The organism is Pseudomonas sp. NPDC088368, assembly GCF_044753445.1.
GTDB classification, from domain to species: domain Bacteria; phylum Pseudomonadota; class Gammaproteobacteria; order Pseudomonadales; family Pseudomonadaceae; genus Aquipseudomonas; species Aquipseudomonas bambusae.
Map to the genome: position 1 here is coordinate 252,606 of NZ_JBIVNG010000002.1, position 25,271 is coordinate 277,876.

A 25,271-nucleotide genomic window follows, 5' to 3' on the forward strand; every position below is an offset into this window, starting at 1 on the left:
GGCGGTTTGATTCTCCGATAGCATGGGTGTCATTGCATCCATGCTGGAGAATCATCAATGAGTTTCGACGGACGTTTAGCCAGTGGCATGGGCGTGCTGTCGGCGGTGGTCGACAGCGGCAGCTTCGTCAAGGCCGCCGAAGCGCTGGACATGACCCAATCCGGTGTCAGTCGCGCAGTGGCCCGGTTGGAGGCGCGGCTGGGGATTCGCCTGTTCGACCGCACCACGCGCTCGGTCAAGCTGACCGACGAGGGCCGTCGCCTTTACGAAGAGATTGCGCCGCTGCTGGCCGGGCTCGAAGAGGCGGCCACGCAGGCGTCCGGGAGCGCCATGGCCGTGCGCGGGCGTTTGCGGGTCAACGTCGATCCGTATTTCTCCCGGCTGATTCTGGCCCCGGCATTGGGCGACTTCATGGCCACCTATCCTGAGCTGGAACTGGACCTGGTGACCCGCGAGCAACTGGGCGATCTGATCGCGGACGGCGTCGACCTGGCCGTGCGTTTCGGGGAGCAGCCGTCGTCATCGCTGATCGGTCGCCAATTGCTGAAAACGAGGGTGTTGACCGTCGCGTCCCCGGCGTACCTGAAAAAGCACGGCAGGCCGCACCACCCGACTGATCTGCAAAGCCCTCAGCACGTCTGCATCGATTTTCGCGACTCACACACCGGGCGTCCGTTTCCGTGGGAATTTCATCGGGGTGATGAGCGATTGTTCGTCAACACGCGTGGGCGGCTGATGGTCAACGACGTGGGAACGATGCATCGCATCTGCGAGGAAGGGCAGGCGGTGGCGCAAGTGTTGGCGTTGGGCGTGGAACCGGCGCTGCGGGAGGGGCGACTGGTGGAGCTGTTTCCCGACTGGCCGGACGAGTATTTCCCGCTGTATGCGTTGTACCCGTCCCGCCATCTGCCACCGGCCAAGGTGCGCGCCTTTCTGGAGTTCGTCGTTGCGCTGAGTCGTTAGCCGACTCAGCGCAGGACGAAGTCAGGGTTTGCTGGCCGCCAGTTCGGCTTCTTCGTCCATGCGGTCGGACTCGAACAGCTCAGCCAGTTCGGTCCGGGCTTCCAGTGCGCTTTGCATGACCTTCGCCGCGTCGTCGTAGATCAGGTGCTGACGGTTGAGCACCTGTTCGTCGTGACGCTTGAAGCGATTGATGCGCGCCGCCGCCTGCGCCTCGGTCAAGCCCAGACCAATCAGGGTGCGGCGAGTCATCTCCAGACTGGAATAGAAGGTCTCCCGAACCGCTTGCGCGTCGAGGTCCAACAGGCGATGCACGTGCTGCCGGTTACGGGCCCGGGCGATGATTTTCAGGTGCGGGTACAGCTTGCGCACCAGCTCGGCGGTCTTGATGTTGGTGTCCGGGTCGTCGGTGGCGATCACGAAGTATTCCGCCTGATCGACCTTGGCCGCGCGGAGGATTTCCGGGCGCAGCGGGTCGCCGTAAAACACCGGGACATTGCCGAAGCTGCGGGTGAATTCGATGGTCTCCACCGAGGTGTCCAGCGCAATGAAAGGAATTTTCTGCGCCCGCAGGATACGCGCCACGATCTGCCCCATCCGGCCCATGCCCGCGATCACCACGCGAGGGTTGTCCGAATCGATGTCCCGGTATTCCTCGGGCACTTCCTTGACCACCGCCTTGGGTTTGAGCCAGCGCGACATCACCAGCAACAGCGGCGGGGTGAGGGCCATGGAGAGGGTGATGGTCAGCACCAGCGTGTCGTACAGCGTGGCATCGAACAGGCCTTGATCGCGGCCAATCTTGAACACCACGAAGGCGAACTCCCCGCCCGCCGCCAACACCAGCCCCAGGCGCAAGGCGCTCTGTTTGCCGAGGCCTCCGGCGAACCGGCCAACGAAGAACAGCAGCGGCAGCTTCAGGCCGATCAGCAGAACGGTCAGGGCCAGCACGGTGATTGGCGAACTCAGCAACAGACCCAAGTTGGCGCCCATGCCGACGCTGATGAAGAACAGGCCCAGCAACAGGCCCTTGAACGGCTCGATCTGCGATTCCAGCTCGTGGCGGTATTCCGAATCCGCCAGCAGCAGACCGGCGAGAAACGCGCCCAGCGCCATCGAGACGCCGACCAGGTCCATCAAATAGGCCGTGCCGATCACCACCAGCAACGCGGTGGCCGTGGACACTTCCTGCAGCTTGGTCTTGGCAACGATGCGGAACACCGGCCGCAGCAAATACCGCCCGCCGACTACGACCACGGCAATGCCGCCCAGCACCTGCAAACCATGGCGAAGGGAATCGCCGGACGACGCTTCGTGATCGCCGCCCGCCAGCATCGGCACCAATGCGATCAGTGGGATGGCCGCGATGTCCTGGAACAGCAGAATCGCGAAGGCCAGGCGACCGTGGGGCGCGTTCAGCTCCTTGCGTTCGGCCAGGCTTTGCAGGCCGAAGGCCGTGGACGACAGGGCCAGACCCAAGCCGAGGACCACGGCGCTGTTCAGCGGCTGGCCGAATCCCAGCAGCGCCACGGTGCCAATCACCAGGCCCGTCAGCAGCACTTGCGCCAGACCCACGCCGAACACTGATTTGCGCATCACCCACAGCCGTTTGGGCGACAGCTCAAGGCCGATGATGAAGAGCAGCAGGACCACGCCCAGCTCGGAAATATGCGCCACGCTCTGCGGGTTACCGATCAGGCCCAGCCCCGACGGGCCGATGATCACGCCAGCGATCAGGTAACCGATCACCGCGCCCAGTTGCAGGCGTTTGGCCAGGGGAACCGTTAGAACGGCGGCGAGCAGAAACACGACTGCGGCCTGCAACAGGCTGCCTTCATGGGGCATTGGGGACTCCTTTCAACGACGAAAAATTGCGTACAACGAACGTAAACTGCCGGTATTAAACCACGGCAAAGTGACAGGGTTCAGTCACCGAGACGCTTCGCCGCAGTATCGAAGGCGCAGGCCCAGGGTGCTATCACCTTTGTGACGGCGTAAGATGTCGGGCGCGTTTGCGGCAGTGCAAACGATCTAGACCCGTTTTCAGGAACCTCCGTAATGACCAACAAACAGCGTCTGATTTATTCGATTCTCATCGCCCTGAGCGTGCTGGTGATCATGCTCGGCCTGTCGCACCTGCAAACCATCGGCGTGCTCGACGAGAAGAAATTCCAGTACATCGCCATTTTCGTGGCCGTGGTGGTCGTGGTGCTGAACGGCATCCTGCGTCGCAAGGTCAAGCGCTGATTGATGTGGCTCCCTGCAACACCGGCTTCCCGGCGCTCGTCATCCCAGGATGATGTTCGCCGGTCGCCGTGCAGCACCCCGTTACAAAACCTCGCCTGAACCATCCGTCTTTCGACCGACTCCAACCCCCTGCAAGTCAATAGCCCGCAAAGGGAAATGGAGTTCAAAAATGATCAAGACACTTACCGCTGTCGTCCTCGCCACCGCCGCTCTGGCCACTGCCCCGTTCGCCCTCGCGGACAAGCCCGGCCCAGGCTGGATCACCATCGAGAAGGCCATCGAAAAGGCGAAGTCGTCCGGTTACACGGAGATCTACAAGATCGAGGCCGATGACAAAGGATACTGGGAAGGTGAAGGCCGCAAGGCCGATAGCCTGACGTACGAATTCCGCATAGACGGCACCTCCGGCAACATCCTCCGCGACCAGAAAGACTGATCCACCCCACCGGGAGCCTCCATCCGGCGGCTCCTTCTGTTTGCTCCCGCTTTACTCATTCCGCCAAATCCCACACGCTTGCGTTCCTTTTCCATGTCAGCAGGAAGCGACGCATGAGCGTGCGAATCGAATTCAAGAGCAACCCCAGCGAAGACGAACGTCTGCAGATTCTCGAACCCCTCAAGGCCTACAACGCGGCGAAAGCGGGGGATGGCCTGTCGGAAAAGTTCGCGTTCTTTGTCAGGGATGAAACCACCGACGCAGTGATCGGCGGGCTTCACGGTCGGGTTCTCTATCGCTGGTGCTTCATCGAACTGCTGGTCGTGCCCGAGCAGGCCCGTGGGCAGCGGATGGGCAGCCAGTTAATGGAAATGGCCGAAGACTATGCCCGTGAGCGCAACTGCGTGGGCGTCTGGCTGGACACCTTCGACTTTCAGGCCCCCGAGTTTTATCGCAAACACGGCTACGCCTCGTTCGGCCAGCTCGACGATTACCCGCCGGGGCATCAGCGCCTGTTCTTCCAGAAACGGCTGAGCTGACCTCCTTACTGAAATCGCGCGGGGCTGTAAGGGGTCGGGTCGGTGAACGTCGGCGCGCCGGTCATCATCTCGGCCAACAGGCGTCCGGTGACGGGGCCCAGCGTCAGCCCGTGATGGGCGTGACCGAAGTTGAACCACAGCCCCGTGTGACGAGGGGCAGGGCCGATCACCGGGCGCATGTCTGGCAGGCAAGGCCTGCGCCCCAGCCACGGTTCGGCATCCAGCCGTTCGCCCAATGGGTAGAGCGTACGGGCGATGGCTTCGCAGCGACGCAACTGGATTTCATTGGGCGGTGCATCGCTGGCGTCGAACTCGACACCCGTTGTCAGGCGGATCCCTCTCGCCATCGGCGCCAGCACGAAACCCGCCTGAGCATCGATCACCGAATGTTGCAGCTCGGCGCCCGGCAGCGATGCGTAATGCATGTGGTAGCCGCGCTTGATGGCCAGCGGGATGCGGTAACCCAGCGTCGAGAAGATCTCGGCGGATTGCGGCCCCATCGCCACCACCACGTTGCTGGCACTGATTCGGCCCTCGACACTGTCGACCTCCCAACCATCGCCCTGTTGCTTCAAGGTCCGCGCATCCCCCTTGAGCACCACGCCGCCGCGCCGGGCAAACAGCGCCGCGTATCCCCGCACCAGTGCACCAGGATCGGTCACGCTCTTCGGATCGTGCCAATGAATGCCGCCGACAACGCCTTTCAGGTCCGGCTCGCGGTCGCGCAGTTGGCTGGCGTCGAGAATCTCGAAGCGCAGTCCGTATTGCTCGTAGGATCGGGCGTCAGCGGATGCCAGATCGAACTCCTTCTGATCGCGGTAAAACTCGATCCAGCCCTTGGCGCGCATCAAGCCGGTCATGCCCGACGCCTCGGCCAGCAGGTCATGCTCGGTGACACAGCGTTCGATAAGCGGCTGCATGGCCTGGCTGGCACGGGCCAGGTTTTCCGGCGAGGACTGCCGCCAGTACTCAAGCAGCCAGGGCGACAGGCGAGGCAGAAACACCGGGTTGAAGCGCATCGACGATTGCCGGTTGAGGCCATAGCGAACCAGACGCATCCATTCCCGGGGGAAGGCGTAGGGAATGATGCTGGAGCGTTCGATCAGCCCCGCGTTGCCGTGACTGGTCCCGGTGCCAGGCTCATCGCGGTCGAGCAATACGACGCTCTGGCCTGCGGCTTGCAGGTGCAGGGCGGAACACACGCCGACGATGCCGGCGCCGAGAACGAGGGTCTGACACTCCATGGAACGATCCTTGATCAGTTGAAGCGAACGAGGGGCAAGATGCAGGCGCGCAGTTTACCCGGTTGCTCGCCCACAGTACTCTCAGGCGCTGATTTACGTTCTGTTCGGCTTCCACTTCCAATAATCACACCGGAGCTTCAGATGTCCTCACCCCGCGACGCGGTTGACACCCAGACGATTTCCTTCAGCGACCTGACCGAACTCCTGCGCCAGATCTTTCTGCGCCATGGGACCTCGGCAGACGTAGCGCGCGTGCTGGCGGAAAATTGCGCCAGCGCCGAGCGCGATGGGTCGCACAGTCACGGCATCTTCCGCATCAAAGGCTACCTGTCATCCCTCGCAGCCGGTTGGGTCGATGGTCAGGCAGTGCCGAACGTCGAGGATGTTGGCGCGGGATTCGTTCGGGTGGATGCCGGTGGCGGTTTCGCACAGCCCGCCATGCAAGCCGCCAAGGCGCTGCTGATCGAAAAGGCGCGCACGGCCGGGATCGCCATCCTCGCGATTCGCAACTCCCACCACTTTGCGGCGCTCTGGCCCGACGTCGAGCCTTTCGCTCAAGAAGGGCTGGTGGCGTTGAGCGTGGTCAACAGCATGACCTGCGTCGTGCCCCATGATGCGCAAAAGCCGCTCTTCGGCACCAACCCGATCGCCTTCGCGGCGCCGCGTGCCGGTGGCCAGCCGATTGTGTTCGACATGGCCACCAGCGCCATTGCCCACGGTGACGTGCAGATCGCCGCAAGGGAAGGGCGCCTGTTGCCACCGGGCATGGGCGTTGATCGCGCCGGTGAACCGACCGAAGACCCCAAGGCGATTCTTGACGGCGGCGCGCTGCTGCCCTTTGGGGGTTACAAGGGTTCGGCGCTCTCCATGATGGTGGAACTGCTGTCAGCGGCGCTCACGGGGGGCAATTTTTCCTTCGAGTTCGACATGTCCACCAAGCCGGGCGCCCAGACGCCGTGGACTGGACAGACGATTATCGTCATCGACCCTGACAAGGGCAGCGGACAGGCCTTCGCGCAACGCAGCGAACAGCTGGTGAGACAGATGCACGGGGTGGGTCAGCAGCGGATGCCGGGGGATCGCCGTTATCAACAGCGTGAAATATCGCTCGCGGAAGGCATCGTTCTCACGGCCGAAGATCTCCAGCGTCTCAAGGGCCTCGCCGGGGTCTGACCGTTTCGCATCAGCGCGCGGTTCGTTTCAAAGACGACCGCTCGTCGAATCAAGGCTTGCATTTGGTTGTCCAAGAAAATACTGTATATCCACACAGTGTTTAGTGAAGAGGGATCGACCATGCAAATGAACCAAGCCGAAACCACCCTGGCTTTCCCGGCCCAGGCCCAACCCTCCCAAGTGCGCGAAGCGTCGTTCAGCAGCGTTTGGGGCAACGAGATGCAGCGTGAGGATTTTCTGGCGCTGGCGGCAGGGGTCCGCCAGTTCAGCATTGGCCTGGAGCAGATGGGCTTTGCGACAGGCCCGTTGTCCTACTCAGGTGAACAGGCGCATTGTGCCGTGGAGTGAGCCTTCGCCTCGAGCGCTGCGTGACGCAGAGCGAAGGACGGCTTAGCGGTCGTAGGACGCAGGCGTAGCGACAGGAACAGCCTCGGTGGCGGGCTCGTCATCGACTTCGGGCTGGCGCTTCTTGCCCGCTCTGATGAGACCGACTGCGATCACCGTTCCCACGACCGAAACGGCACACCAACCCAGCAAAAATGTAATCACGTCTGGTACTCCGAACTGCAAGAATCGGGTTGCCACATCAATGACAAGCTGTCCATCCGAGTTATCGGCCGCGTCGAGCGTTTCCTTGAGCCGAAAAGCGCGAAGCTTGAACAATTGTCGGGTGATTCGCAACTCCCCTCGACCAATGGGGTCTTGGTTTAGACACAGTCACATTCGAGGCCCGCGTTTATGAAAGATCTTGGTTCACGCCTGAAAGAAGAACGCAAACGCCTCGGTCTTTCGCAACAGGAATTCGGCACCGTCGGGGGCGTTGAAGCCAATGCCCAAGGGAAATACGAAAGCGGAGAGCGCATTCCCCGTTCCGATTACCTGGCCGCCCTGGATAAAAAGGGCGTTGACGTACTTTACGTTCTTTCCGGCAAGCGTACGCCGATGGCCGCTGAATCGTTGAATGAGGCCGAGCGCGCGATCATCACTCACTACCGCGCTTTGAGCGAGGACGATCAGGAGGCCATTTCTCAGCTGGCGACGTCGCTCTCGGAATGTGCGATGGATGCGGCTGCCCAGGCGTCGGCGTGATGCGAGAACAGTTCTGCGGCTTGCGTGAAAATATATGAAACATATATGCTTCGTATATCGAACGCGAGGTAAGTCATGGGACTGGTCAAGATTTCCGAACAGATGCACGCCAATATTCGCTCGGCCAGCGCCGCGCTAAGCCGCTCAATCAATGCCCAGGCCGAGCACTGGATGCGGGTCGGCATGCTCGCTGAGCTCAATCCGGGGCTGAACTACTCCGATATCTGTCAATTGCTGATCCGCGCCGAGGCTTCCGGAAATACATTGTTGGGTGCCTTGCCTGACGAGAGCGCGGCTGTCGAGACTCAGGTCAGGGTGGTGTCGCAATGAGCGTGAGTATCAAGACCGAAGCCGATCTGGTCGGACTGCGCATTGCAGGTCGTCTCGCCGCAGACGTGCTCGCCATGATCGGTCAGCACGTCAAACCCGGTATCAACACCGAAGCGCTGGACGACATCTGCAACGATTTCATCGTCAATGAACTGAAAGTCATTCCGGCCAACGTGGGTTACCACGGTTTCACCAAGACCACCTGTATCTCGCCCAACACGGTGGTTTGTCACGGCATCCCGTCACCAGACGACATCCTCAAAGAAGGCGATATCGTCAATATCGACGTGGCGGTCATCAAGGATGGTTGGTACGGCGACACCAGCCGGATGTATTACGTGGGTGAGGTCAGCCCGCTGGCGAAACGTCTGGTCGAGACCACCTACGAAGCGACGTTGGCGGGTATTCGCGTGGTGAAACCGGGCGCGACGCTGGGCGATATCGGCCACGCCATTCAAACCGTTGCCCACCGTGAGGGATTCAGCGTCGTGAGGGAGTATTGCGGCCATGGCATCGGCCGCAAGTACCACGAAGAACCTCAGGTCTTGCACTATGGCGCAGCAGGCAAAGGGCTCAAGCTCAAGCCGGGCATGGTCTTTACCATCGAGCCCATGATCAACGCCGGCAAGCCGGGCACCCACGTGTTGAGCGACGGTTGGACCGTGTTGACCCGTGATCAGTCGCTGTCCGCACAGTGGGAGCACATGGTGGTGGTCACTGAAACGGGTTTTGAGTTGCTGACGCCCTGGCCGGACGGCACGGGCGATTATCCAGCGGTGTGATGCGGCTTGTTCGACTAATTAAGTCACAATTGTCTGAGTGACTGAAAACAGACGTAGCTTGTAGGATTCTTCTCGTTCCCCTGTAGTGCTGCTACCCGACCGGCTCATGGATGATCGGGTCTGCAGCACTTGGGGAGAACACCAGCATTCCCCCCTTTTCGATACCGACGGTATTCAGGTCAAAGCTGCTTGGCGGCTTCTACGCCAGCGGAACTCAACTTCACCGGGTAATTGAGCGTTCGCTCACCTTTTGCCGGGCTGTCGACACAGCCGTGGTGAATCAAGCCGGCTTTCTGCAAATGCTCGAGGGTATCCGCAACCGCGTTTTCCCCTCGATAGTTGTCCAGAACTTCTTTCCCCAAACCCGCAGGGTGGGCGTGCAAGAGTCGAGTCAGAACCTCGTGTTTAAGCGCGTTATCAATGGACATATTTACCTCGCGTTGCTGATTTAATGAGCGCTGCAGTAAATACCGACCACTTGATTCGCGGTTTGTTTGGAGATTTGTGGCGTCAGGTTCGCTTCCACTGAACCTGAGTCACGCCCAGCCCTTCGGCATAGAGCATGGCCAAACGCATGGGGCCCGCAGCGACACCGCCATCCAGATTGCCCACACCCGCGTGCAAGGTCGCAAAGTGCAACGCCTCGCTTTCACACAAGTGACTGGCATGGTGGCAGAAGTGCCGGGGTTCGCCTCGGAAACGGTAATGAATTTCAAAATCCCTGGAATCATTCATCGTCATGGGCCTGTTGGGCGTCGAGTACGCCGGTCTGAAATTGAGTACGTCCTTATGTACCTGACAGGGTGTCCGCGGAATGCATCAGCGGTGCTGTCACTTCATTTCGAGATCGATACAGGCTGCAAAAAAACAGGATTCCGGCCATGGATCGTAATGCGTGTTCTCTGCCTGAGACGAGTAGCCTTCTGCAGCTGCGAATGGCTACCGACCGAGAGAGAATTGCATTGTTTCATGGCATTTTGAATCGCTCGCCGATAAGCGGCCATGTGCCATATCTGTTTGAGTGTCCATGTGCCCTTGATGCGATGCATGGCCTCAAATCCATGCGCTTTTGGGTGTACGAAGAGCGACAGGGACCCGGTGGGCAGCGACCGTAGAGCCAACAGAAGCCTTCCCGCATAAAAAAGGCAATCTGATGGCCCGCAGGGCGTGGGTTTTCTGGAAAAATCCTTTTCTTTCAAGTGATTCCGGGACGAGGGCGTATGCGAAAGATGGGATTGGGCGTGACGGCCTTTGTTTTGATGATGGCGGCACTCCCTGTACAAGCGCGTACTGTCAGTAAGCAGGACGTACAGGTGTGTAAATGGGGAGCGGGTATGGCTGGCGTCGCGCAGCAATCGAAGCTGTCCGGGAAGACTTTATACAGCCAGCGCCGGAAGCTTCAGGCACAGAAGTTTTCTCAACCCTGGATGCGCAAAATGGCGCTAGGCATCACCGAACAGACGTATAAGAGTCCATCGCGATTGAAACCGGCAGCCGTCAAGCGAACGTATTATGACGGCTGCATCCAGCACGATCTGGCACGTCGATAAGCCAGGCCAGGGGCGCCACCTGATATCAGGCGCGCCCTTCACGACGAGGTCTCTATCAGCGGCAGTTGCCCGCCAAATGATAATGCTGGGCTTCAGCAGCGGCGGCGTTGGCGAAATCGATACGGTTCTTCTCTGAAACCGAGTTGTATGACGGGCAGTCCGGGCGATGGTAGATCATGGTTTTTTTGTTCCCGCGAATCGCCACGGTCAAGTTTTTTCCGCTGGAATCCGGCGACGCCGGTTTCATCGGGTTCGGCAAGGATGAGCTCGGCGCCGCAGACGCTGCCACCTGACGGCCCCCCGTAAAGCTGGCGCGGAAGAAGATCGGCGCATGGTCCGACACGCTGTCACGGCCTTTTGCGTTGGTCATCCCCAGGTACTCTGGATATTTGAAGACTTTGATCTCGCTGGCCTTGATCGCGGATTGCCTGCTCACGAAGACGTTGTCGTAAAGGTTGGCGAATTTGCCGTCGACGGTGGACAGCGTTGAGGCACCTTCCAGCATTAATGGCTTCGCGCTGGCGTCCAGGTTGCTCCAGGCCGGTGCGTTCGGCGGCGTGTTGAAGTCGCCCATCAACATGATTTGGTTGTTGCCAGGGTACGTGTCTTTCAACCACGCCCAGTAGCTGGACAGCGCGGTGATTTCCGAAGCGCGGTCAGCCTGATTCTTGCCGTAAAGAATGTGCACCGTGGCGACCACAAAGGTCGTGTCGTCCTTGAGCGATCGGAAGCGGGCGGAGTAGGGCTCGCGTTCGAAGGTGTCGCCGCGATCCAGATAAGTCACTGCGCCGTCTTCGTAGGCCACGATGTCATCACGCCAGACGAAACCGTACATTTCCTTGTAGGTCGATCGACCCACCGCGTGTGACGCCATCGCGCTCCAGTGTTTACCCGTCTGCCGGGTCAGTTCCTTGGCGAGGGTGTTCAGTGCGTCTTCGCTCATGAGTTCTTGCACCGCAAGAAAGTCCACGTTTTTCGCGACTTTAGCGATGCTCTGGAAATCCTTGTTGGGCCGCACACTCAGGTGCTCCAGGTTCCAGGTGCCGATGTTGACGTCGGCGAGTGCGGTTTGCAGGGAGGAGATAAGCAAGAGGCATGACACGAAAAGTCTGAGCATTGAATCCAACTACGGGCTGATTAGCGCGGGGCGAGGCACAGTTGTGACTCGCCGATAGGGCGGGTATGTGGCTGCAAGAGGGGTCAGGTCAGCTCAGTCCTCTTTGGGCACTGTCCAGAAAATCTGCACGCCACCGTCATCACGCCATGCGAGGGTCACGTTGTCGTTCTCGGCGATCTCCTCAAGCAGTTGATTCCAGTCCTCTTCGAGTTCGTCGGTCAGGCGAAAGATCAGGGCAGAGCGCGATTTCTGTGCGGTCGGGGCATTGATGATTTTCTGAATGCGGATGGCCATACGTTCGTACGGCGCAGGGGCTGTAGCGGCGGTGGTAGACACGAGAGTGATCCCTTGTTTTAGCTGTATGCGCATACAGTATTTCAGTGTGGGACGTTTCGCAACCGTGCAGTAAGAAGAATATTCATCGCCACCCAAGTCGTTGATTTGTCCGACCAATTCTTTTCTTCGCGAACCAAAAGCGATTGCGTCGATCAGAGTCCCTATTGGCGAATCGGTTCGCAATGACCTGGAAAAATAGAGGAGTCGGCATGAAGATCAGAGGGTTGGGGCTGTCCTTGGCGCTCGTAGGTTGCGTGGCGTTGGCGGGGTGTTCGACCGCGACCGTGGTCACGTTGCAGAACGGCACGCAGTACATCACCGAGGATGTGCCCAAGACCAAGAGTGTTGACGGGTTTTATGAGTTCAAAGACATCTCTGGCAAAACTGTCAGAGTGCGCGCCGATGAAGTGGCGACGGTGAAGAAGGAGGATTGAACAGATCCTGACCGAAAGAGGCGATCAGGCCTGGTGGGGTTTAGGCGATCGGTCTAAACCCAAGATGAGGGCCGCGGATCAGCCGTGGTCTCTGAGCCTGACGGATTGCGCTGACACGGCGTTGGAGCGACGGCCGAATTGCTCCCTGACCTTGGCAATTTCTTCTCGCAGCTTGTCACGGACTTTCATTTGATCTTCTTCGGACAGCGATTCATACCACTGCCGGTGAGCTGCGCGGCTTTTTCCTACAGGACCCACACCGGGTAAGGCGGAAATCATCGACTGGATGAAATCCGAAGCAGGGTCGTTGCCTTGCTCTGCGAGGGTGTTCTGTACGGCCGGGTCTATCATTTCCACTCCAACGACGTTCTTATGTGAGTGACAGCGACATTGGCGATGCGCGATGTCAGATCGCCGTCATATTAGCGCAGCATTGAGGGGTGCAGCGGACTAAATAGCGTATTTAATGCGGTATTGCGCACGTTTAAGCCATCACATCGTGGCCTGTGAACGGGGAATAATCCATCCGGCGGTTGTAGGGCAAATCTGAAAAAGCCTGTCGCCAGGGTTCAGGCTGTTGACAAACGATGCAACCATTCTCATAGTTTCGTTCACGCAAACGTTTGCGATTGGCCGGGTGTACCCTGACCTCGCGGACGATGCCGATACAATAATCATAATGTCGGAGTGATTCCATGAAGCTGCCATTCGCTGCACGTCTTCTTGCTGTTGCCATGCTCACCGCCAGTGCGGTAACCCTGCCTCTCTCTTCTGCCTACGCTGACGACGCCAAAAAGCCCACCGTCGCGCTGGTAATGAAATCCCTCGCCAACGAGTTCTTCCTGACCATGGAAGACGGGGCGAAGCAGTACCAGAAACAACATTCCAGTGATTTCGACCTGATCTCCAACGGCATCAAGAACGAGTCTGATACGGCCGCGCAGATCGATATCGTCAACCAGATGATCGTCAAGAAAGTCGACGCGCTGGTGATCGCACCCGCTGACTCGAAGGCCTTGGCATCGGTGATCGACAAGGCCATGAAAGCGGGAATCAAGGTCGTCAACATCGACAACCAGCTCGACGCGGACGTGCTGAAAAGCAAAGGTATCGAAGTGCCGTTCGTAGGCCCGAACAACCGCAAGGGCGCCAAGCTGGTGGGTGACTACCTCGCCAAGCAACTGACGGCGGGCGATCAGGTCGGGATCATCGAAGGTGTGCCGACCACCACCAACGCGCAGCAACGCACCGCGGGCTTCAAGGACGCGATGGACGCTGCACAGATGAAGATCGTCTCCACGCAGTCGGGTAACTGGGAAATCGACAAGGGCAACGCCGTCGCTTCGGCCATGCTCAACGAATACCCGAACCTGAAAGCCCTGCTGGCCGGTAACGACAGCATGGCGCTGGGTGCAGTATCGGCGGTACGTGCCGCAGGCAAGGCGGGCAAAGTGCAGGTCGTGGGCTATGACAACATCAACGCCATCAAGCCGATGCTCAAGGACGGTCGAGTGCTCGCTACCGCTGACCAGTTCGCTGCGCGTCAGGCTGTATTCGGCATCGACACCGCGTTGAAGATGATCAAGGGCGACAAGCTCGACATCAAGGACGGTGTGATCGAGACCCCGGTCGAGCTGGTCACCAAGCCGCAATAAGCCTGACCCGTCAATCATCCGTACATACCGCCTGCTCCTCACCGGGAGCGGGCGCGTGGAGAGCGTTATGTCAGCGTCTGCTCAGGCCGCTGTTCTGTCTGTCAGCAACATCGGCAAAACCTACGCCCAACCTGTCCTCGGCGACATCGACCTGACGCTGCTGCGCGGGGAAGTGTTGGCGCTGACCGGTGAAAATGGCGCGGGCAAAAGCACCCTGTCGAAAATCATCGGTGGACTGGTTACCCCGACCACAGGTGACATGCAGTTTCAGGGGCAACCCTATGCACCGGCCAGCCGCACCCAAGCGGAAAAACTGGGCGTGCGCATGGTCATGCAAGAACTCAATCTGCTGCCGACGCTGTCGGTCGCTGAAAATCTGTTTCTCGATAACCTGCCCAGTCGGGCCGGGTTCATCAACCGCAAAAAATTGCGCGAAGACTCGATCAAGGCCATGGCGCAAGTGGGTCTCGAGGCCATTGATCCCGACACCCTGGTCGGTGAATTGGGCATTGGTCATCAGCAAATGGTCGAGATCGCCCGCAACCTGATCGGCGATTGCCATGTGCTGATTCTCGACGAGCCGACCGCGATGCTGACGGCCCGTGAAGTGGAGATGTTGTTCGAGCAGATTACCCGGCTGCAGGATCGCGGCGTTTCCATCGTTTATATCTCTCACCGCCTGGAAGAGTTGGCCCGTGTCGCTCAGCGCATCGCCGTGCTGCGCGATGGCAAGCTCGTGTGTGTCGATGCCATGGCCAATTACAACAGCGAACAACTCGTCACGCTCATGGTGGGGCGCGAGTTGGGCGAACACATCGACCTTGGCGAGCGCAAGATTGGCGGCGTCGCCCTCTCAGTCAAAGGCCTCAGCCGCTCGGACAAAGTGCGGGATGTTTCTTTCGATGTCCGCGCCGGTGAGATTTTTGGCATTTCCGGGCTGATTGGCGCAGGCCGCACTGAACTGTTGCGTCTGATCTACGGAGCGGACACCGCCGACAGCGGCAGCATCCAGGTGGGCAGCCCATTGCAAACCGTGCGCGTCAGCTCGCCAGTGGACGCCGTCGGTCATGGCATCGCGCTCATTACCGAGGACCGCAAAGGCGAAGGTCTGCTGTTGTCGCAGTCCATCAGCGCCAACATCGCCTTGGGCAACATGGAGGCGATTTCCAGCGGCGGCGTGGTCAACGGCAACGCCGAAATGGCTCTCGCCCGACGTCAGGTCGAAGCCATGCGCATTCGCAGCTCCAGCCCAACGCAACTGGTTTCGGAGCTGTCGGGTGGTAACCAGCAGAAAGTCGTCATCGGCCGCTGGCTGGAGCGCGACTGCCAAGTGATGCTGTTCGACGAGCCGACGCGAGGAATCGATGTGGGCGCCAAGTTCGACATCTACGCGCTGCTCGGCGAGTTAACGCGACAGGGCAGGGCATTGGTGGTGGTCTCCAGCGATTTGCGTGAACTGATGTTGATCTGTGATCGCATCGGCGTGTTGTCGGCCGGTCGGTTGATCGACACATTCGAGCGCGACAGCTGGACCCAGGACGAACTGCTCGCCGCGGCCTTCGCTGGCTACCAAAAACGTGATGCGCTGCTCTCTGAAGCCGCGCCCAGGAACGACTAATGAAAACCTCGACTACTCCTGCCGCACTGCCTTCGCCGGGCAAGCGCGCCGGCAATTATTTTGGCCTTGGCACGTACCTCGGTCTGGCGGGCGCCTTGTTGGCGATGATCGTGCTGTTCTCCTTTCTCAGCGATCACTTTCTGTCTTACGAAACCTTCAGCACGCTGGCCAACCAGATCCCGGATCTGATGGTGCTGGCTGTTGGCATGACCTTCATTCTGATCATTGGCGGTATCGATCTGTCTGTCGGCTCGGTGCTGGCGTTGGCTGCTTCCGCCGTCAGTGTCGCCATGCTGGGTTGGGGCTGGGGCGTGTTGCCTTCCGCGCTGCTCGGTGTGGCGTGCGCAACAGTGGCAGGGACCGTGACCGGCTCGATCACCGTGGCTTGGCGCATTCCGTCCTTCATCGTATCGCTGGGTGTGCTGGAGATGGCACGCGGCGTCGCGTACCAATTGACGGATTCGCGCACGGCGTACATCGGCGATTCCTTCGCCTGGCTGTCCAACCCCTTCGCGTTCGGCATTTCGCCTTCGTTCGTCATCGCATTGATTGTGATTTTTGCCGCCCAGGCCGTGCTGACCCGAACTGTCTTCGGCCGCTACCTGATCGGCATCGGGACTAACGAAGAAGCCGTGCGTCTGGCAGGGATCAATCCGAAGCCCTACAAGATTCTGGTCTTTTCCTTAATGGGACTGTTGGCAGGTGTCGCTGCCTTGCTCCAGATTTCCCGTCTTGAAGCGGCTGACCCCAATGCCGGATCGGGCCTCGAACTTCAGGTCATCGCGGCGGTGGTGATTGGCGGCACCAGCCTGATGGGCGGGCGTGGGTCAGTGATCAGCACGTTTTTCGGTGTTCTGATCATCTCGGTGTTGGCGGCAGGCCTTGCGCAAATTGGCGCCACCGAGCCCACCAAACGCATCATCACCGGCGCTGTGATCGTCGTGGCCGTCGTGCTGGACACCTACCGCAGCAACCGCGCACGGCGGCGCGGCTGATATGGCCACCATCAAAGACGTGGCCGCCATTGCCGGCATTTCCTACACAACTGTGTCCCATGTCGTAAACCGGACACGGCCGGTGAGTGACGAGGTTCGCAAGAAAGTCGAGGCGGCAATCGCGCAGCTGGATTACGTGCCCAGCGCCGTCGCCCGCTCATTGAAGGCCAAGTCCACCGCGACCATCGGTTTGTTGATTCCCAACGGCATCAACCCGTACTTTGCCGAACTGGCCAGGGGCATCGAGGATTTCTGCGAGCGCAACGGTTTTTGCGTGATCCTCTGCAACTCCGACGACAACCTGGAGAAGCAGCGCAACTATTTACGCGTGCTGCTGGAAAAGCGGGTCGATGGCCTCATCGTGTCGTCGGTCGGCGGGGGTGACAGCCTTGTCGACAGTTTGTCGTCGGTGCGCACCCCGATGGTCATTGTCGACCGCGATCTGGAAAACATCAGTGCCGATCTGGTGCGAATCGATCACGAATTGGGCGCTTATCTCGCCACTTCGCATCTGCTCGAATTGGGGCATCGCCACATCGCTTGTATCTGTGGTCCGGCTGAAACCAGCGTCGCGCGGATGCGTCTTGCCGGTTATCACCGGGCGATGCAGGAAGCCGGCGTGAACGTGCTTGACAATTGGGTAGTCGAGAGCGACTTCACCGGTCCCAGCGGTTACCAGGCGGCGAGCCTGTTGCTGGACGGTGATCGCCCCACGGCGATTTTCGCGGCCAACGACATGGTCGGCATCGGCGCATTGCGTGCGGCGGCCGAGCGCAATGTGCGCGTTCCAGCGGATCTGTCGGTCATCGGTTTCGACGACATCCAGATGAGCCAGTACGTTTATCCTGCGCTGACCACGGTCGGACAATCGATTCTGCAACTGGGGGAACGCGCCGCTGAAGTGTTGCTGCGACGAATTTCGGCACGGGGCGACAGTCCGGTGCAGCGGATGATCGTGGCGCCGAGCATCGTATTGCGCGAATCCACGGCGCCGCCCACCAACGCATTCAATGAGTTTCGCTGAGCCGGATCGAAGGGTCCGGATGGAAGAGTACAACGTCATGCAAGCAAAAGTAGTGATAGTGGGCAGTCTCAATATGGACCTCGTCACGCGAGCGCCAAGGCTGCCGAAAGCGGGTGAAACACTTGCCGGCCAGTCGTTCGTGACCGTGCCTGGGGGCAAGGGCGCCAATCAGGCAGTGGCGGCAGCCCGCCTCGGGGCCAGCGTGGCCATGATCGGTTGCGTGGGCAGCGATGCGTATGGCGAAGAGTTGCGTTCAGCGCTGCTGGCCGAAGGGATCGATTGCCAGGCCGTGACCCGGATCGAGGGCGAGTCCTCGGGGGTGGCTTTGATCGTGGTCGATGACAGCAGCCAGAATGCAATCGTCATCGTGGCCGGCGGCAATGGACACGTGACTTCGGCGGTGGTCGACGGATTCGACACGCTCTTGAGCCAGGCCGATGTCATCATCTGCCAGTTGGAAGTCCCGATGACGACGGTGGGGTATGTGCTCAAGCGGGGTCGCGAACTGGGTAAGACGGTTATCCTCAACCCGGCTCCAGCCAGTGGCCCCTTGCCCGCAGAATGGTACGGCTGGATTGACTACCTGATCCCGAACGAAAGCGAAGCCACCGCGTTGACAGGCTTGCCGGTCGACAGCGTAGGCAGTGCCGATGCCGCCGCCACGGCGTTGATGAAGGCGGGCGTCAGGAAAGTGATCGTCACATTGGGCGAGCAGGGTGCGCTGTTTGCCAGTCAGGCCCGTTCTCAGCACTTCCCGGCGCCCAAGGTCCAGCCGGTCGACACCACGGCGGCGGGCGACACATTCGTCGGCGGTTTCGCGGCTGCGTTGGCTGAAGGGAAATCCGAGTCGGACGCCATCCGTTTCGGACAGATTGCAGCGGCACTGTCGGTCACGCGTTCAGGCGCCCAGCCTTCCATACCCACCGTCGTCGACGTTCAGAGTTATCAACCATGAAGAAAACACCGTTGCTTAATATCGCACTGTCCCGCGTGGTCGCGTCCCTGGGGCATGGGGATGTGCTGTTGATCGTGGACGCGGGGATGCCTGTCCCGCCCGGTGTAGAGCTCATCGACCTGGCGGTCACGCACGGCGTGCCGGATTTCGTCAGTGTGCTGAACACGGTGCTGGCGGAAATGCAGGTCGAAAGCCACGTCATCGCCGATGAAATGCGGGATAAGCAGCCCCCGGCCTTGTCGGTCATCGATCAGCTCAATGCCGCTGGACACTTGGGGCAACAGCGGCTGATGAGTCACGAGGCGTTGAAACAACTGAGTCGCAACGCCCGGGCCGTCGTGCGCACGGGAGAATGCCAGCCATACACCAACGTGGCGTTGATCGCGGGCGTGGTCTTCTGATCGCTGGCGATTCGCGTCACATTCATGAAACAGGGAGTTTCCTATGCACCTTTGCCGTCACTTTCTCCTTCGCTTGATCAGGAGCATTGCACTGTTGGCCATCTTTTCCACTGCTGCCCACGCCGCCGAAAAACGCGACCTGATCATCGACACCGACCCAGGGGCAGACGATGTGGTCGCGCTGCTGCTGGCGCTGGCGTCGCCGGAAGAACTGCACATCCGTGCGATCACCACCGTCGCCGGTAACGTGCGGATCGACAAGACCTCACGTAATGCGCGTCTGGCCCGGGAGTGGGCGGCGCGTGAAGAGGTTCCGGTCTATGCAGGGGCAGGCAGGCCGTTGGTACGACCACCGATCTACGCCGAAAACATCCATGGCAAGGAAGGCCTGCCGGGCGTCGACGTCCATGAGCCTAAAAAGGGGCTCGCCGACGGTAACGCGGTGCAGTATCTGATCGACACGCTGAGCAAGGCCGAGCCCCACAGCATCACCATCGCCATGCTCGGGCCGCAAACCAACCTCGCGCTGGCGTTGATTCAGGCACCGGAGATCACGCAGGGCATCAAGGAAGTGGTGGTCATGGGCGGGGCACACTTCAACGGTGGCAACATCACGCCAGTGGCTGAATTCAATCTTTACGCTGATCCGGATGCCGCCAAAGTGGTATTGGCCAGTGGCGTCAAGCTGACTTACGTGCCGCTGGACGTGACGCACAAGGTTCTCACCAGCGATCAGCGTATTCAGCGGATAGAGGGGCTGAACAATCACGCGGGCAAGTTGGTCAGCAGCATCCTCAACGAGTACGTCAAGGCCGATATGGTGCATTACGGTTTGCCGGGTGGACCGGTGCACGATGCGAGTGTGATTGCCTGGCTGCTGAAACCGGAGTTGTTTAGTGGCAGGCTGATCAATGTGGCGATTGACAGCCGGGAGGGGCCAGGCTTCGGTCAGACCGTGGCCGACTGGTATGACACGCTGGGACAGCCTAAAAATGTTTTCTGGATTGAGAACGGCGATGCACAGGGGTTCTTCGACCTGCTGACGCAGCGTCTGGCACGGCTCAAATAACGCCAATCATGCGCTGCTCAACACCTCGGTCGAGTAGCGCAGAAATACCTGGTTCATGAAATTCTGGGCGCTTTCAGTGCCCAGTTCCTTCACCAGCAAATCGATTGCAATGATTGCCAATTCTTCAGGACTGCCCGGGCTGTGGGCGCATTGCCCTTGCGACCACTTGGCCTTGATATCAGCATCGATGGACACGAGTGCCATGGTGAAACATTCCTCTGCGAAATAGGTGTTGGCGCTGCCCTGACGCGCGGGTTACCCCTGGGCGGGCGTGCAGTAAAGCATCCCGGACAACGTTGCGCACTGCGACTTAGGCATGACGGTTAATTTGCGCAATGAATACACAAAATGGCTTACGTTTTGTGACGATTTGATTGCCCGCAGGGGATCGGGATCGGGCTCGGGCAGACTCCAGCGCATCCCGACACCGTCCAAGGGCCTGTTCTGCCTGGGCTTGCGAAACCAAGCCGTAGTGACGCTGTCGCAGAAGTTCTGGTTTTCGTTAAACGTAAGGAGTTCGTATGCCCTGGAAATATGCATCATCGGGATTGATTCTGGCAGTGGCGCTGCTGGCGGGATGCAGCACCACATCAGAGTCTTCATCCCCCGCCAAAGGTGCGGCGACGTCAGACTCCAGCCAGTCCCGTTGTGATGCGGCCGCGGCACAGTTCGCGGTCGGCAAGCCAGCTTCACCTGCGTTGCTCGATCAGGCCCGGGCGAAAGCGGGTGCCCAGACGGCCAGGGTGCTGGGGCCAGACGACATGGTGACTCTGGAGTATCGCTCCGACCGACTGAACCTCAATACTGACCAAGGCGCCACGGTAACCCGCGTAAATTGCGGCTGATGGCGCCAGGTTGTTTGCAGGCATAAAAAAACCCGTCAGAGACGGGTTTTTTTTAGCGCGCTCGGATTACTCCGCGCGAACCTGAGCGGCTTGCATGCCCTTTTGGCCTTTCTCAGCCACGAAGGAAACAGTCTGGCCTTCTTTCAGGCTTTTGAAACCTTCGGATTCGATAGCCTTGAAGTGTACGAACAGGTCGTCACCGCCACCCTGTGGAGTGATAAAGCCGAAGCCTTTTTCATCGTTGAACCATTTTACGGTGCCGGTTTGGCGATTAGACATGGTGTATCTCCAGAAACATAATATTCAGTAGTGCTGTGCTGCTCAGGCCAACTGGGCACACGGGGGCTATCATAGTCGAATTGTGTCGATGCTGGACTTTTTCGATTAGAACTTTGCGCCAGTGCCGCAAATATATAGGGAAAATTCGCGTGGGATCAGCCGGATCACCGGCGCTCAACTGAAGCCTTCTCATGCCTTTGAAGTGGCTGAAGCCCACGAACGGCGAGGGCTTCAGAAGGTTGCGCTGAGCATTACCTACCCAATGCCTCTGACCCATGACTGCAGAATGTAAATTTTTTATTTTTTGCCCTTCAGGCAGTTTTCGCTCACGGCTTTTTGCAGTCGAGCGGTCATTTCGGTACTCGGAGGCGTCGTTTTGTCATTCAGTGACGCAATTTCCTTGTCCGAGAAATTCTTGTTGATCTGCTGTGCGCCACATTCGCAGTGCGCCTTGACTGCATTGGTATCCATGCCGGGATTATTTTGAGTCGCTGCGGCGGCACATTCATTCATATAGGTGGTCTTGGTGTTCGCATCCATGGCGGCATGAGCGCTGATCGGAAGAGCCAGCGCCAAAGGTGCGAGGAGGGCGGCAACACGTAGAAGCTTCATGGTGGTTTCCTTCTTGTCGATGGGCCCCGAGAGTCAAGGGCCTGGAACGGTGATCTCGGATTATCTGACGACAGCGAGATGTCGCAGTTCAGTTCCGGACAATTCTCACGGCAATTGTCAGCATCTTTATTCACAACTCGCCGGGGTCGGCCTGACGTAGAGCTGTCAGGCTGTGTTAGGATGCGCGTCCTGCAGATTCGCTCGCGTCTCGCGGGTCAGGTTTCGCCGAGTGCGCACCTGTCGATTTCGTACATTCCAGTCACTCTGGTTCGGTCAAATGGTTGGCCCTTGGGCTCCTGCCACTGTGAGGCAGGTACACCGCCGAATCGCGTACTGGCTCTATCCCAACCCACGTGACCTTTGGTAGGGGTCACCACTAGGAGAGGAGGCGCCATGCCAACTATTACTCTTCCCGACGGCAGTCAACGTTCTTTCGATCACCCGGTCTCCGTCGCCGAGGTCGCCGCGTCCATTGGCGCAGGTCTGGCCAAAGCTACCATCGCCGGTAAGGTCAACGGTCAACTGGTCGATGCCAGCGACCTGATCGACGCCGACGCGAGCCTGCAAATCATCACCCCCAAAGATCAGGAAGGCGTCGAGATCATTCGTCACTCCTGCGCGCATCTGGTGGGTCATGCCGTCAAGCAGTTGTATCCGACAGCCAAAATGGTGATTGGCCCCGTCATCGATGACGGCTTCTATTACGATATCGCCTACGAGCGCCCGTTTACCCCTGATGACCTGGCGGCCATCGAGCAGCGCATGCAGCAGCTGATCGAAAAAGATTACGACGTCGTCAAGAAAGTCACTCCGCGTGCCGAAGTGATCGAAGTGTTCAAAGCGCGTGGCGAGGATTACAAACTGCGTCTGGTCGAGGACATGCCGAATGAAAAGGCCATGGGTCTTTACTACCACGAAGAATACGTGGACATGTGCCGCGGCCCGCACGTGCCGAATACCCGTTTCCTGAAGTCGTTCAAGCTGACCAAACTCTCTGGTGCCTACTGGCGCGGTGATGCCAAGAACGAACAGTTGCAGCGTGTTTACGGCACCGCCTGGGCCGATAAAAAGCAGCTGGCGGCTTACATTCAGCGTATCGAAGAAGCTGAAAAACGCGATCACCGTAAAATCGGCAAGCGCCTTGGCCTGTTCCACACCCAGGAGGAAGCGCCGGGTATGGTGTTCTGGCACCCGAACGGCTGGACCCTGTATCAGGTGCTTGAGCAGTACATGCGCAAGACCCAGCGTGAAAACGGCTACCTTGAGATCAAGACCCCGCAAGTGGTGGATCGCTCTCTTTGGGAAAAGTCGGGTCACTGGGCGAACTATGCCGAAAACATGTTCACCACTGAATCCGAAAGTCGCGACTACGCCATCAAGCCGATGAACTGTCCTTGCCACGTGCAGGTGTTCAATCAAGGTCTGAAGAGTTACCGCGAGCTGCCGATGCGCCTGGCCGAATTTGGTGCCTGCCACCGTAATGAGCCATCAGGTGCATTGCACGGCATCATGCGTGTGCGTGCGTTCACTCAGGACGACGCCCACATCTTCTGTACTGAAGAGCAGATGCAGGCCGAGTCCGCAGCCTTCATCAAGCTGACCATGGATGTCTACGCCGATTTCGGCTTCAAGGACATCGAAATGAAGCTCTCCACTCGTCCTGAAAAGCGCGTGGGCTCCGATGATCTGTGGGACCGCGCCGAATCCGCGCTCGCCGCAGCACTCGATAGCGCCGGTCTGCCCTATGATCTGCAGCCGGGCGAGGGGGCGTTCTACGGTCCGAAAATCGAATTTTCTCTCAAGGACTGCTTGGGTCGTGTGTGGCAATGCGGTACATTGCAGCTCGATTTCAACCTGCCCATCCGTTTGGGCGCCGAATACGTTTCGGAAGACAACGGTCGCAAGCATCCGGTCATGTTGCACCGTGCGATTCTCGGTTCCTTCGAGCGTTTCATCGGAATTCTGATCGAGCACTACGAAGGTGCATTCCCTGCGTGGCTGGCTCCAACCCAAGCAGTGATCATGAATATCACTGATAAACAGGCAGATTTTGCCCTTGAAGTGGAAAAAACTCTGGCTGAAAGCGGGTTTCGTGCCAAGTCCGACTTGAGAAATGAAAAGATCGGCTTTAAAATCCGCGAGCATACTTTGCTCAAGGTTCCCTATCTCCTCGTCATCGGAGATCGGGAGGTTGAAACGCAAACTGTCGCTGTGCGTACCCGTGAAGGCGCAGACCTCGGCTCGATGCCGGTCGCCCAATTCTCGGAGTTCCTCGCACAAGCGGTTTCCCGGCGTGGTCGCCAAGATTCGGAGTAATTATTATTAAGCGTGAAATGAGACAAGATAAACGAGCTGCACCGAAGGCCCCGATCAACGAGAATATCTCGGCACGCGAGGTTCGGTTAATTGGCGCTGACGGCGAGCAGATTGGCATCGTCTCGATTGATGAAGCGCTTCGTATAGCTGAAGAAGCCAAGCTTGATCTGGTAGAGATTTCTGCCGACGCAGTACCACCTGTCTGTCGCGTGATGGACTACGGCAAATCGATCTTCGAGAAGAAGAAACAGATTGCTGCGGCGAAGAAAAACCAGAAGCAGATTCAGGTTAAAGAAATCAAGTTTCGTCCAGGGACGGAGGAAGGGGATTACCAGGTAAAACTACGCAACCTGGTACGTTTCCTGAGTGACGGGGACAGGGCCAAGGTATCGTTGAGATTCCGCGGTCGTGAGATGGCCCACCAGGAGCTGGGTATGGAGCTGTTGAAGCGGGTTGAGGCTGACCTGCTCGAATACGGCGCCGTCGAACAGCATCCTAAGATGGAAGGACGCCAGCTGATCATGGTCATCGCCCCGAAAAAGAAGAAATAACCACCAGGGCACGGCAGGCCTTGCGGTTATGTTTATCAACTGAATGCGGAGTATCCGAACATGCCAAAGATGAAGACTAAAAGTGGTGCAGCTAAGCGGTTTCTGAAAACCGCGAATGGCATCAAGCACAAGCACGCTTTCAAGAGCCACATCCTGACCAAAATGTCGACCAAGCGTAAGCGTCAACTGCGCGGAAGCAGCCTGCTGCATCCGTCTGACGTCGCAAAAGTCGAGCGCATGCTGCGCCTTCGTTAATTTTGATCAAGAATAGAGGAAGTAACTCATGGCTCGTGTAAAGCGTGGCGTCATTGCCCGTAAGCGTCACAAAAAAATTCTGAAACTTGCTAAAGGCTACTATGGCGCGCGTTCACGCGTATTCCGTGTTGCCAAGCAAGCGGTAATCAAGGCTGGCCAATACGCCTACCGTGACCGTCGTCAGAAAAAACGTCAGTTCCGCGCTCTGTGGATCGCTCGTATCAACGCTGGTGCGCGTATCAACGGTCTGTCTTACAGCCGTTTCATCGCTGGCCTGAAAAAAGCGTCGATCGAAATCGACCGTAAGGTTCTGGCTGATCTGGCAGTGAACGAAAAAGCGGCGTTTGCTGCGATTGTCGAGAAAGCTAAAGCCACTCTGGCCTAAGTCCCCGGCAATCACCGGGCCTCGTTTCGGGGTTCGGTGTTAAACGTCATAAATAGGGGAAGAGCCTTGTAAGC

At 58.8% G+C, this 25,271-nt stretch carries 34 protein-coding genes; 23 read left to right on the forward strand and 11 right to left on the reverse strand.

Annotated features, from left to right (window positions below; all coding sequences use genetic code 11):
• Nucleotides 1-57: 57 nt before the first annotated feature.
• On the forward strand, nt 58-963 hold the full coding sequence (locus ACIQAL_RS04555) for a LysR family transcriptional regulator (protein WP_401142929.1): 906 nt from the start codon (nt 58-60) through the stop codon (nt 961-963).
• Nucleotides 964-984: 21 nt separating this feature from the next.
• Here ACIQAL_RS04555 and ACIQAL_RS04560 read toward each other — a convergent pair whose 3' ends face one another.
• Entirely contained in the window at nt 985-2,805 is a 1,821-nt protein-coding gene (locus ACIQAL_RS04560; protein WP_401142932.1) for a monovalent cation:proton antiporter-2 (CPA2) family protein, read from the reverse strand.
• 213 nt (nt 2,806-3,018) lie between these two features.
• On the opposite strand from ACIQAL_RS04560, the gene ACIQAL_RS04565 reads away from it, so the two are divergent.
• The 3 genes from ACIQAL_RS04565 to ACIQAL_RS04575 all read left to right on the forward strand — a co-directional run bounded on the left by ACIQAL_RS04565 (nt 3,019) and on the right by ACIQAL_RS04575 (nt 4,182).
• Nucleotides 3,019-3,207 (forward strand): hypothetical protein, encoded by a 189-nt coding sequence (locus tag ACIQAL_RS04565; RefSeq protein ID WP_166596850.1) that lies wholly within the window; start codon nt 3,019-3,021, stop codon nt 3,205-3,207.
• A gap of 169 nt (nt 3,208-3,376) precedes the next feature.
• Nucleotides 3,377-3,643 (forward strand): PepSY domain-containing protein, encoded by a 267-nt coding sequence (locus tag ACIQAL_RS04570; RefSeq protein ID WP_401142935.1) that lies wholly within the window; start codon nt 3,377-3,379, stop codon nt 3,641-3,643.
• Between the two features lie 113 nt (nt 3,644-3,756).
• Entirely contained in the window at nt 3,757-4,182 is a 426-nt protein-coding gene (locus ACIQAL_RS04575; RefSeq protein WP_401142938.1) for a GNAT family N-acetyltransferase, read from the forward strand.
• A 5-nt stretch (nt 4,183-4,187) separates the two neighbouring features.
• On the opposite strand, the gene ACIQAL_RS04580 is transcribed toward ACIQAL_RS04575, so the two are convergent.
• Nucleotides 4,188-5,426 carry an NAD(P)/FAD-dependent oxidoreductase gene (locus ACIQAL_RS04580; RefSeq protein WP_401142941.1) on the reverse strand — a complete coding sequence of 413 codons (1,239 nt, stop codon included), beginning with the start codon at nt 5,424-5,426 and terminating at the stop codon, nt 4,188-4,190.
• Between the two features lie 141 nt (nt 5,427-5,567).
• Here ACIQAL_RS04580 and ACIQAL_RS04585 point away from each other — a divergent pair, with 141 nt between their 5' ends.
• Nucleotides 5,568-6,599, forward strand: coding sequence for an Ldh family oxidoreductase (locus ACIQAL_RS04585; RefSeq protein WP_401142943.1), 1,032 nt, complete (start codon nt 5,568-5,570; stop codon nt 6,597-6,599).
• 120 nt (nt 6,600-6,719) lie between these two features.
• Nucleotides 6,720-6,947 carry a hypothetical protein gene (locus ACIQAL_RS04590; RefSeq protein WP_401142946.1) on the forward strand — a complete coding sequence of 76 codons (228 nt, stop codon included), beginning with the start codon at nt 6,720-6,722 and terminating at the stop codon, nt 6,945-6,947.
• A 42-nt stretch (nt 6,948-6,989) separates the two neighbouring features.
• Here ACIQAL_RS04590 and ACIQAL_RS04595 read toward each other — a convergent pair whose 3' ends face one another.
• Complete coding sequence (locus ACIQAL_RS04595) at nt 6,990-7,148, reverse strand: hypothetical protein (protein ID WP_401142948.1); 159 nt, start codon at nt 7,146-7,148, stop codon at nt 6,990-6,992.
• 189 nt (nt 7,149-7,337) lie between these two features.
• Here ACIQAL_RS04595 and ACIQAL_RS04600 point away from each other — a divergent pair, with 189 nt between their 5' ends.
• The 3 genes from ACIQAL_RS04600 to map all read left to right on the forward strand — a co-directional run bounded on the left by ACIQAL_RS04600 (nt 7,338) and on the right by map (nt 8,800).
• Nucleotides 7,338-7,688, forward strand: coding sequence for a helix-turn-helix domain-containing protein (locus tag ACIQAL_RS04600; RefSeq protein ID WP_401142951.1), 351 nt, complete (start codon nt 7,338-7,340; stop codon nt 7,686-7,688).
• Between the two features lie 75 nt (nt 7,689-7,763).
• Entirely contained in the window at nt 7,764-8,018 is a 255-nt protein-coding gene (locus tag ACIQAL_RS04605; protein ID WP_401142954.1) for a ParD-like family protein, read from the forward strand.
• Complete coding sequence (map, locus tag ACIQAL_RS04610) at nt 8,015-8,800, forward strand: type I methionyl aminopeptidase (protein WP_401142958.1); 786 nt, start codon at nt 8,015-8,017, stop codon at nt 8,798-8,800. Before ACIQAL_RS04605 ends, map begins: the two co-directional genes overlap by 4 nt.
• 179 nt (nt 8,801-8,979) lie before the next feature.
• On the opposite strand, the gene ACIQAL_RS04615 is transcribed toward map, so the two are convergent.
• Complete coding sequence (locus ACIQAL_RS04615) at nt 8,980-9,228, reverse strand: hypothetical protein (protein WP_166596858.1); 249 nt, start codon at nt 9,226-9,228, stop codon at nt 8,980-8,982.
• 82 nt (nt 9,229-9,310) lie between these two features.
• Nucleotides 9,311-9,535 (reverse strand): DUF6555 family protein, encoded by a 225-nt coding sequence (locus ACIQAL_RS04620; protein WP_166596859.1) that lies wholly within the window; start codon nt 9,533-9,535, stop codon nt 9,311-9,313.
• Between the two features lie 485 nt (nt 9,536-10,020).
• Between ACIQAL_RS04620 and ACIQAL_RS04625 the strand changes: the two genes are divergently transcribed.
• Nucleotides 10,021-10,350 (forward strand): hypothetical protein, encoded by a 330-nt coding sequence (locus ACIQAL_RS04625; RefSeq protein WP_401142961.1) that lies wholly within the window; start codon nt 10,021-10,023, stop codon nt 10,348-10,350.
• A 55-nt stretch (nt 10,351-10,405) separates the two neighbouring features.
• Here the strand turns inward: ACIQAL_RS04625 and ACIQAL_RS04630 are convergent, their stop codons facing one another.
• A complete protein-coding gene (locus tag ACIQAL_RS04630; protein ID WP_401142964.1) occupies nt 10,406-11,440 on the reverse strand; it encodes an endonuclease/exonuclease/phosphatase family protein in 1,035 nt (344 codons plus the stop codon).
• A 120-nt stretch (nt 11,441-11,560) separates the two neighbouring features.
• Nucleotides 11,561-11,836, reverse strand: coding sequence for a DUF1654 domain-containing protein (locus tag ACIQAL_RS04635; protein WP_401142966.1), 276 nt, complete (start codon nt 11,834-11,836; stop codon nt 11,561-11,563).
• 176 nt (nt 11,837-12,012) lie between these two features.
• Here ACIQAL_RS04635 and ACIQAL_RS04640 point away from each other — a divergent pair, with 176 nt between their 5' ends.
• Nucleotides 12,013-12,237, forward strand: a complete 225-nt coding sequence (locus tag ACIQAL_RS04640; protein ID WP_166596862.1) for a YgdI/YgdR family lipoprotein — start codon at nt 12,013-12,015, stop codon at nt 12,235-12,237.
• Nucleotides 12,238-12,315: 78 nt separating this feature from the next.
• Here ACIQAL_RS04640 and ACIQAL_RS04645 read toward each other — a convergent pair whose 3' ends face one another.
• A complete protein-coding gene (locus ACIQAL_RS04645) occupies nt 12,316-12,588 on the reverse strand; it encodes a hypothetical protein (protein WP_166596863.1) in 273 nt (90 codons plus the stop codon).
• Nucleotides 12,589-12,932: 344 nt separating this feature from the next.
• Between ACIQAL_RS04645 and ACIQAL_RS04650 the strand changes: the two genes are divergently transcribed.
• From ACIQAL_RS04650 to ACIQAL_RS04680, 7 genes are all read left to right on the forward strand, one after another.
• The gene (locus ACIQAL_RS04650; RefSeq protein WP_341958503.1) at nt 12,933-13,892 is read left to right on the forward strand and encodes a sugar ABC transporter substrate-binding protein; all 960 of its coding nucleotides are present in this window, start codon (nt 12,933-12,935) and stop codon (nt 13,890-13,892) included.
• Between the two features lie 67 nt (nt 13,893-13,959).
• Nucleotides 13,960-15,510 carry a sugar ABC transporter ATP-binding protein gene (locus tag ACIQAL_RS04655; protein WP_401142970.1) on the forward strand — a complete coding sequence of 517 codons (1,551 nt, stop codon included), beginning with the start codon at nt 13,960-13,962 and terminating at the stop codon, nt 15,508-15,510.
• Entirely contained in the window at nt 15,510-16,505 is a 996-nt protein-coding gene (locus tag ACIQAL_RS04660; protein WP_401142973.1) for an ABC transporter permease, read from the forward strand. Before ACIQAL_RS04655 ends, ACIQAL_RS04660 begins: the two co-directional genes overlap by 1 nt.
• 1 nt (nt 16,506) lies before the next feature.
• Nucleotides 16,507-17,529, forward strand: coding sequence for a LacI family DNA-binding transcriptional regulator (locus ACIQAL_RS04665; protein ID WP_401142976.1), 1,023 nt, complete (start codon nt 16,507-16,509; stop codon nt 17,527-17,529).
• Between the two features lie 37 nt (nt 17,530-17,566).
• Entirely contained in the window at nt 17,567-18,484 is a 918-nt protein-coding gene (gene rbsK / locus ACIQAL_RS04670) for a ribokinase (RefSeq protein WP_401142979.1), read from the forward strand.
• Nucleotides 18,481-18,885 (forward strand): D-ribose pyranase, encoded by a 405-nt coding sequence (gene rbsD / locus ACIQAL_RS04675; RefSeq protein WP_401142981.1) that lies wholly within the window; start codon nt 18,481-18,483, stop codon nt 18,883-18,885. The genes rbsK and rbsD overlap by 4 nt, the downstream gene beginning before the upstream one ends.
• Nucleotides 18,886-18,928: 43 nt before the next feature.
• Nucleotides 18,929-19,954 carry a nucleoside hydrolase gene (locus ACIQAL_RS04680; protein ID WP_401142983.1) on the forward strand — a complete coding sequence of 342 codons (1,026 nt, stop codon included), beginning with the start codon at nt 18,929-18,931 and terminating at the stop codon, nt 19,952-19,954.
• 6 nt (nt 19,955-19,960) lie between these two features.
• Here the strand turns inward: ACIQAL_RS04680 and ACIQAL_RS04685 are convergent, their stop codons facing one another.
• Nucleotides 19,961-20,158 carry a hypothetical protein gene (locus tag ACIQAL_RS04685; protein ID WP_166596871.1) on the reverse strand — a complete coding sequence of 66 codons (198 nt, stop codon included), beginning with the start codon at nt 20,156-20,158 and terminating at the stop codon, nt 19,961-19,963.
• A 317-nt stretch (nt 20,159-20,475) separates the two neighbouring features.
• On the opposite strand from ACIQAL_RS04685, the gene ACIQAL_RS04690 reads away from it, so the two are divergent.
• Nucleotides 20,476-20,799, forward strand: a complete 324-nt coding sequence (locus ACIQAL_RS04690) for an I78 family peptidase inhibitor (RefSeq protein ID WP_401142986.1) — start codon at nt 20,476-20,478, stop codon at nt 20,797-20,799.
• Nucleotides 20,800-20,865: 66 nt separating this feature from the next.
• On the opposite strand, the gene ACIQAL_RS04695 is transcribed toward ACIQAL_RS04690, so the two are convergent.
• Together ACIQAL_RS04695 and ACIQAL_RS04700 are read right to left on the reverse strand one after the other, a co-directional pair.
• Nucleotides 20,866-21,078 (reverse strand): cold-shock protein, encoded by a 213-nt coding sequence (locus ACIQAL_RS04695; RefSeq protein ID WP_166596873.1) that lies wholly within the window; start codon nt 21,076-21,078, stop codon nt 20,866-20,868.
• A gap of 297 nt (nt 21,079-21,375) precedes the next feature.
• On the reverse strand, nt 21,376-21,690 hold the full coding sequence (locus tag ACIQAL_RS04700; protein ID WP_166596874.1) for a hypothetical protein: 315 nt from the start codon (nt 21,688-21,690) through the stop codon (nt 21,376-21,378).
• Nucleotides 21,691-22,083: 393 nt separating this feature from the next.
• Between ACIQAL_RS04700 and thrS the strand changes: the two genes are divergently transcribed.
• From thrS to rplT, 4 genes are read left to right on the forward strand one after another with little or no spacing between them, the layout of a single operon-like run.
• The gene (gene thrS / locus ACIQAL_RS04705; protein WP_166597005.1) at nt 22,084-24,006 is read left to right on the forward strand and encodes a threonine--tRNA ligase; all 1,923 of its coding nucleotides are present in this window, start codon (nt 22,084-22,086) and stop codon (nt 24,004-24,006) included.
• Nucleotides 24,006-24,557: a translation initiation factor IF-3 gene (gene infC, locus ACIQAL_RS04710; protein WP_178115747.1), complete on the forward strand. Its 552-nt coding sequence runs from the start codon at nt 24,006-24,008 to the stop codon at nt 24,555-24,557. The genes thrS and infC overlap by 1 nt, the downstream gene beginning before the upstream one ends.
• Before the next feature lie 60 nt (nt 24,558-24,617).
• On the forward strand, nt 24,618-24,812 hold the full coding sequence (rpmI, locus tag ACIQAL_RS04715; RefSeq protein WP_002553160.1) for a 50S ribosomal protein L35: 195 nt from the start codon (nt 24,618-24,620) through the stop codon (nt 24,810-24,812).
• Nucleotides 24,813-24,840: 28 nt separating this feature from the next.
• The gene (gene rplT, locus ACIQAL_RS04720) at nt 24,841-25,197 is read left to right on the forward strand and encodes a 50S ribosomal protein L20 (protein WP_007905879.1); all 357 of its coding nucleotides are present in this window, start codon (nt 24,841-24,843) and stop codon (nt 25,195-25,197) included.
• Nucleotides 25,198-25,271: the final 74 nt, after the last annotated feature.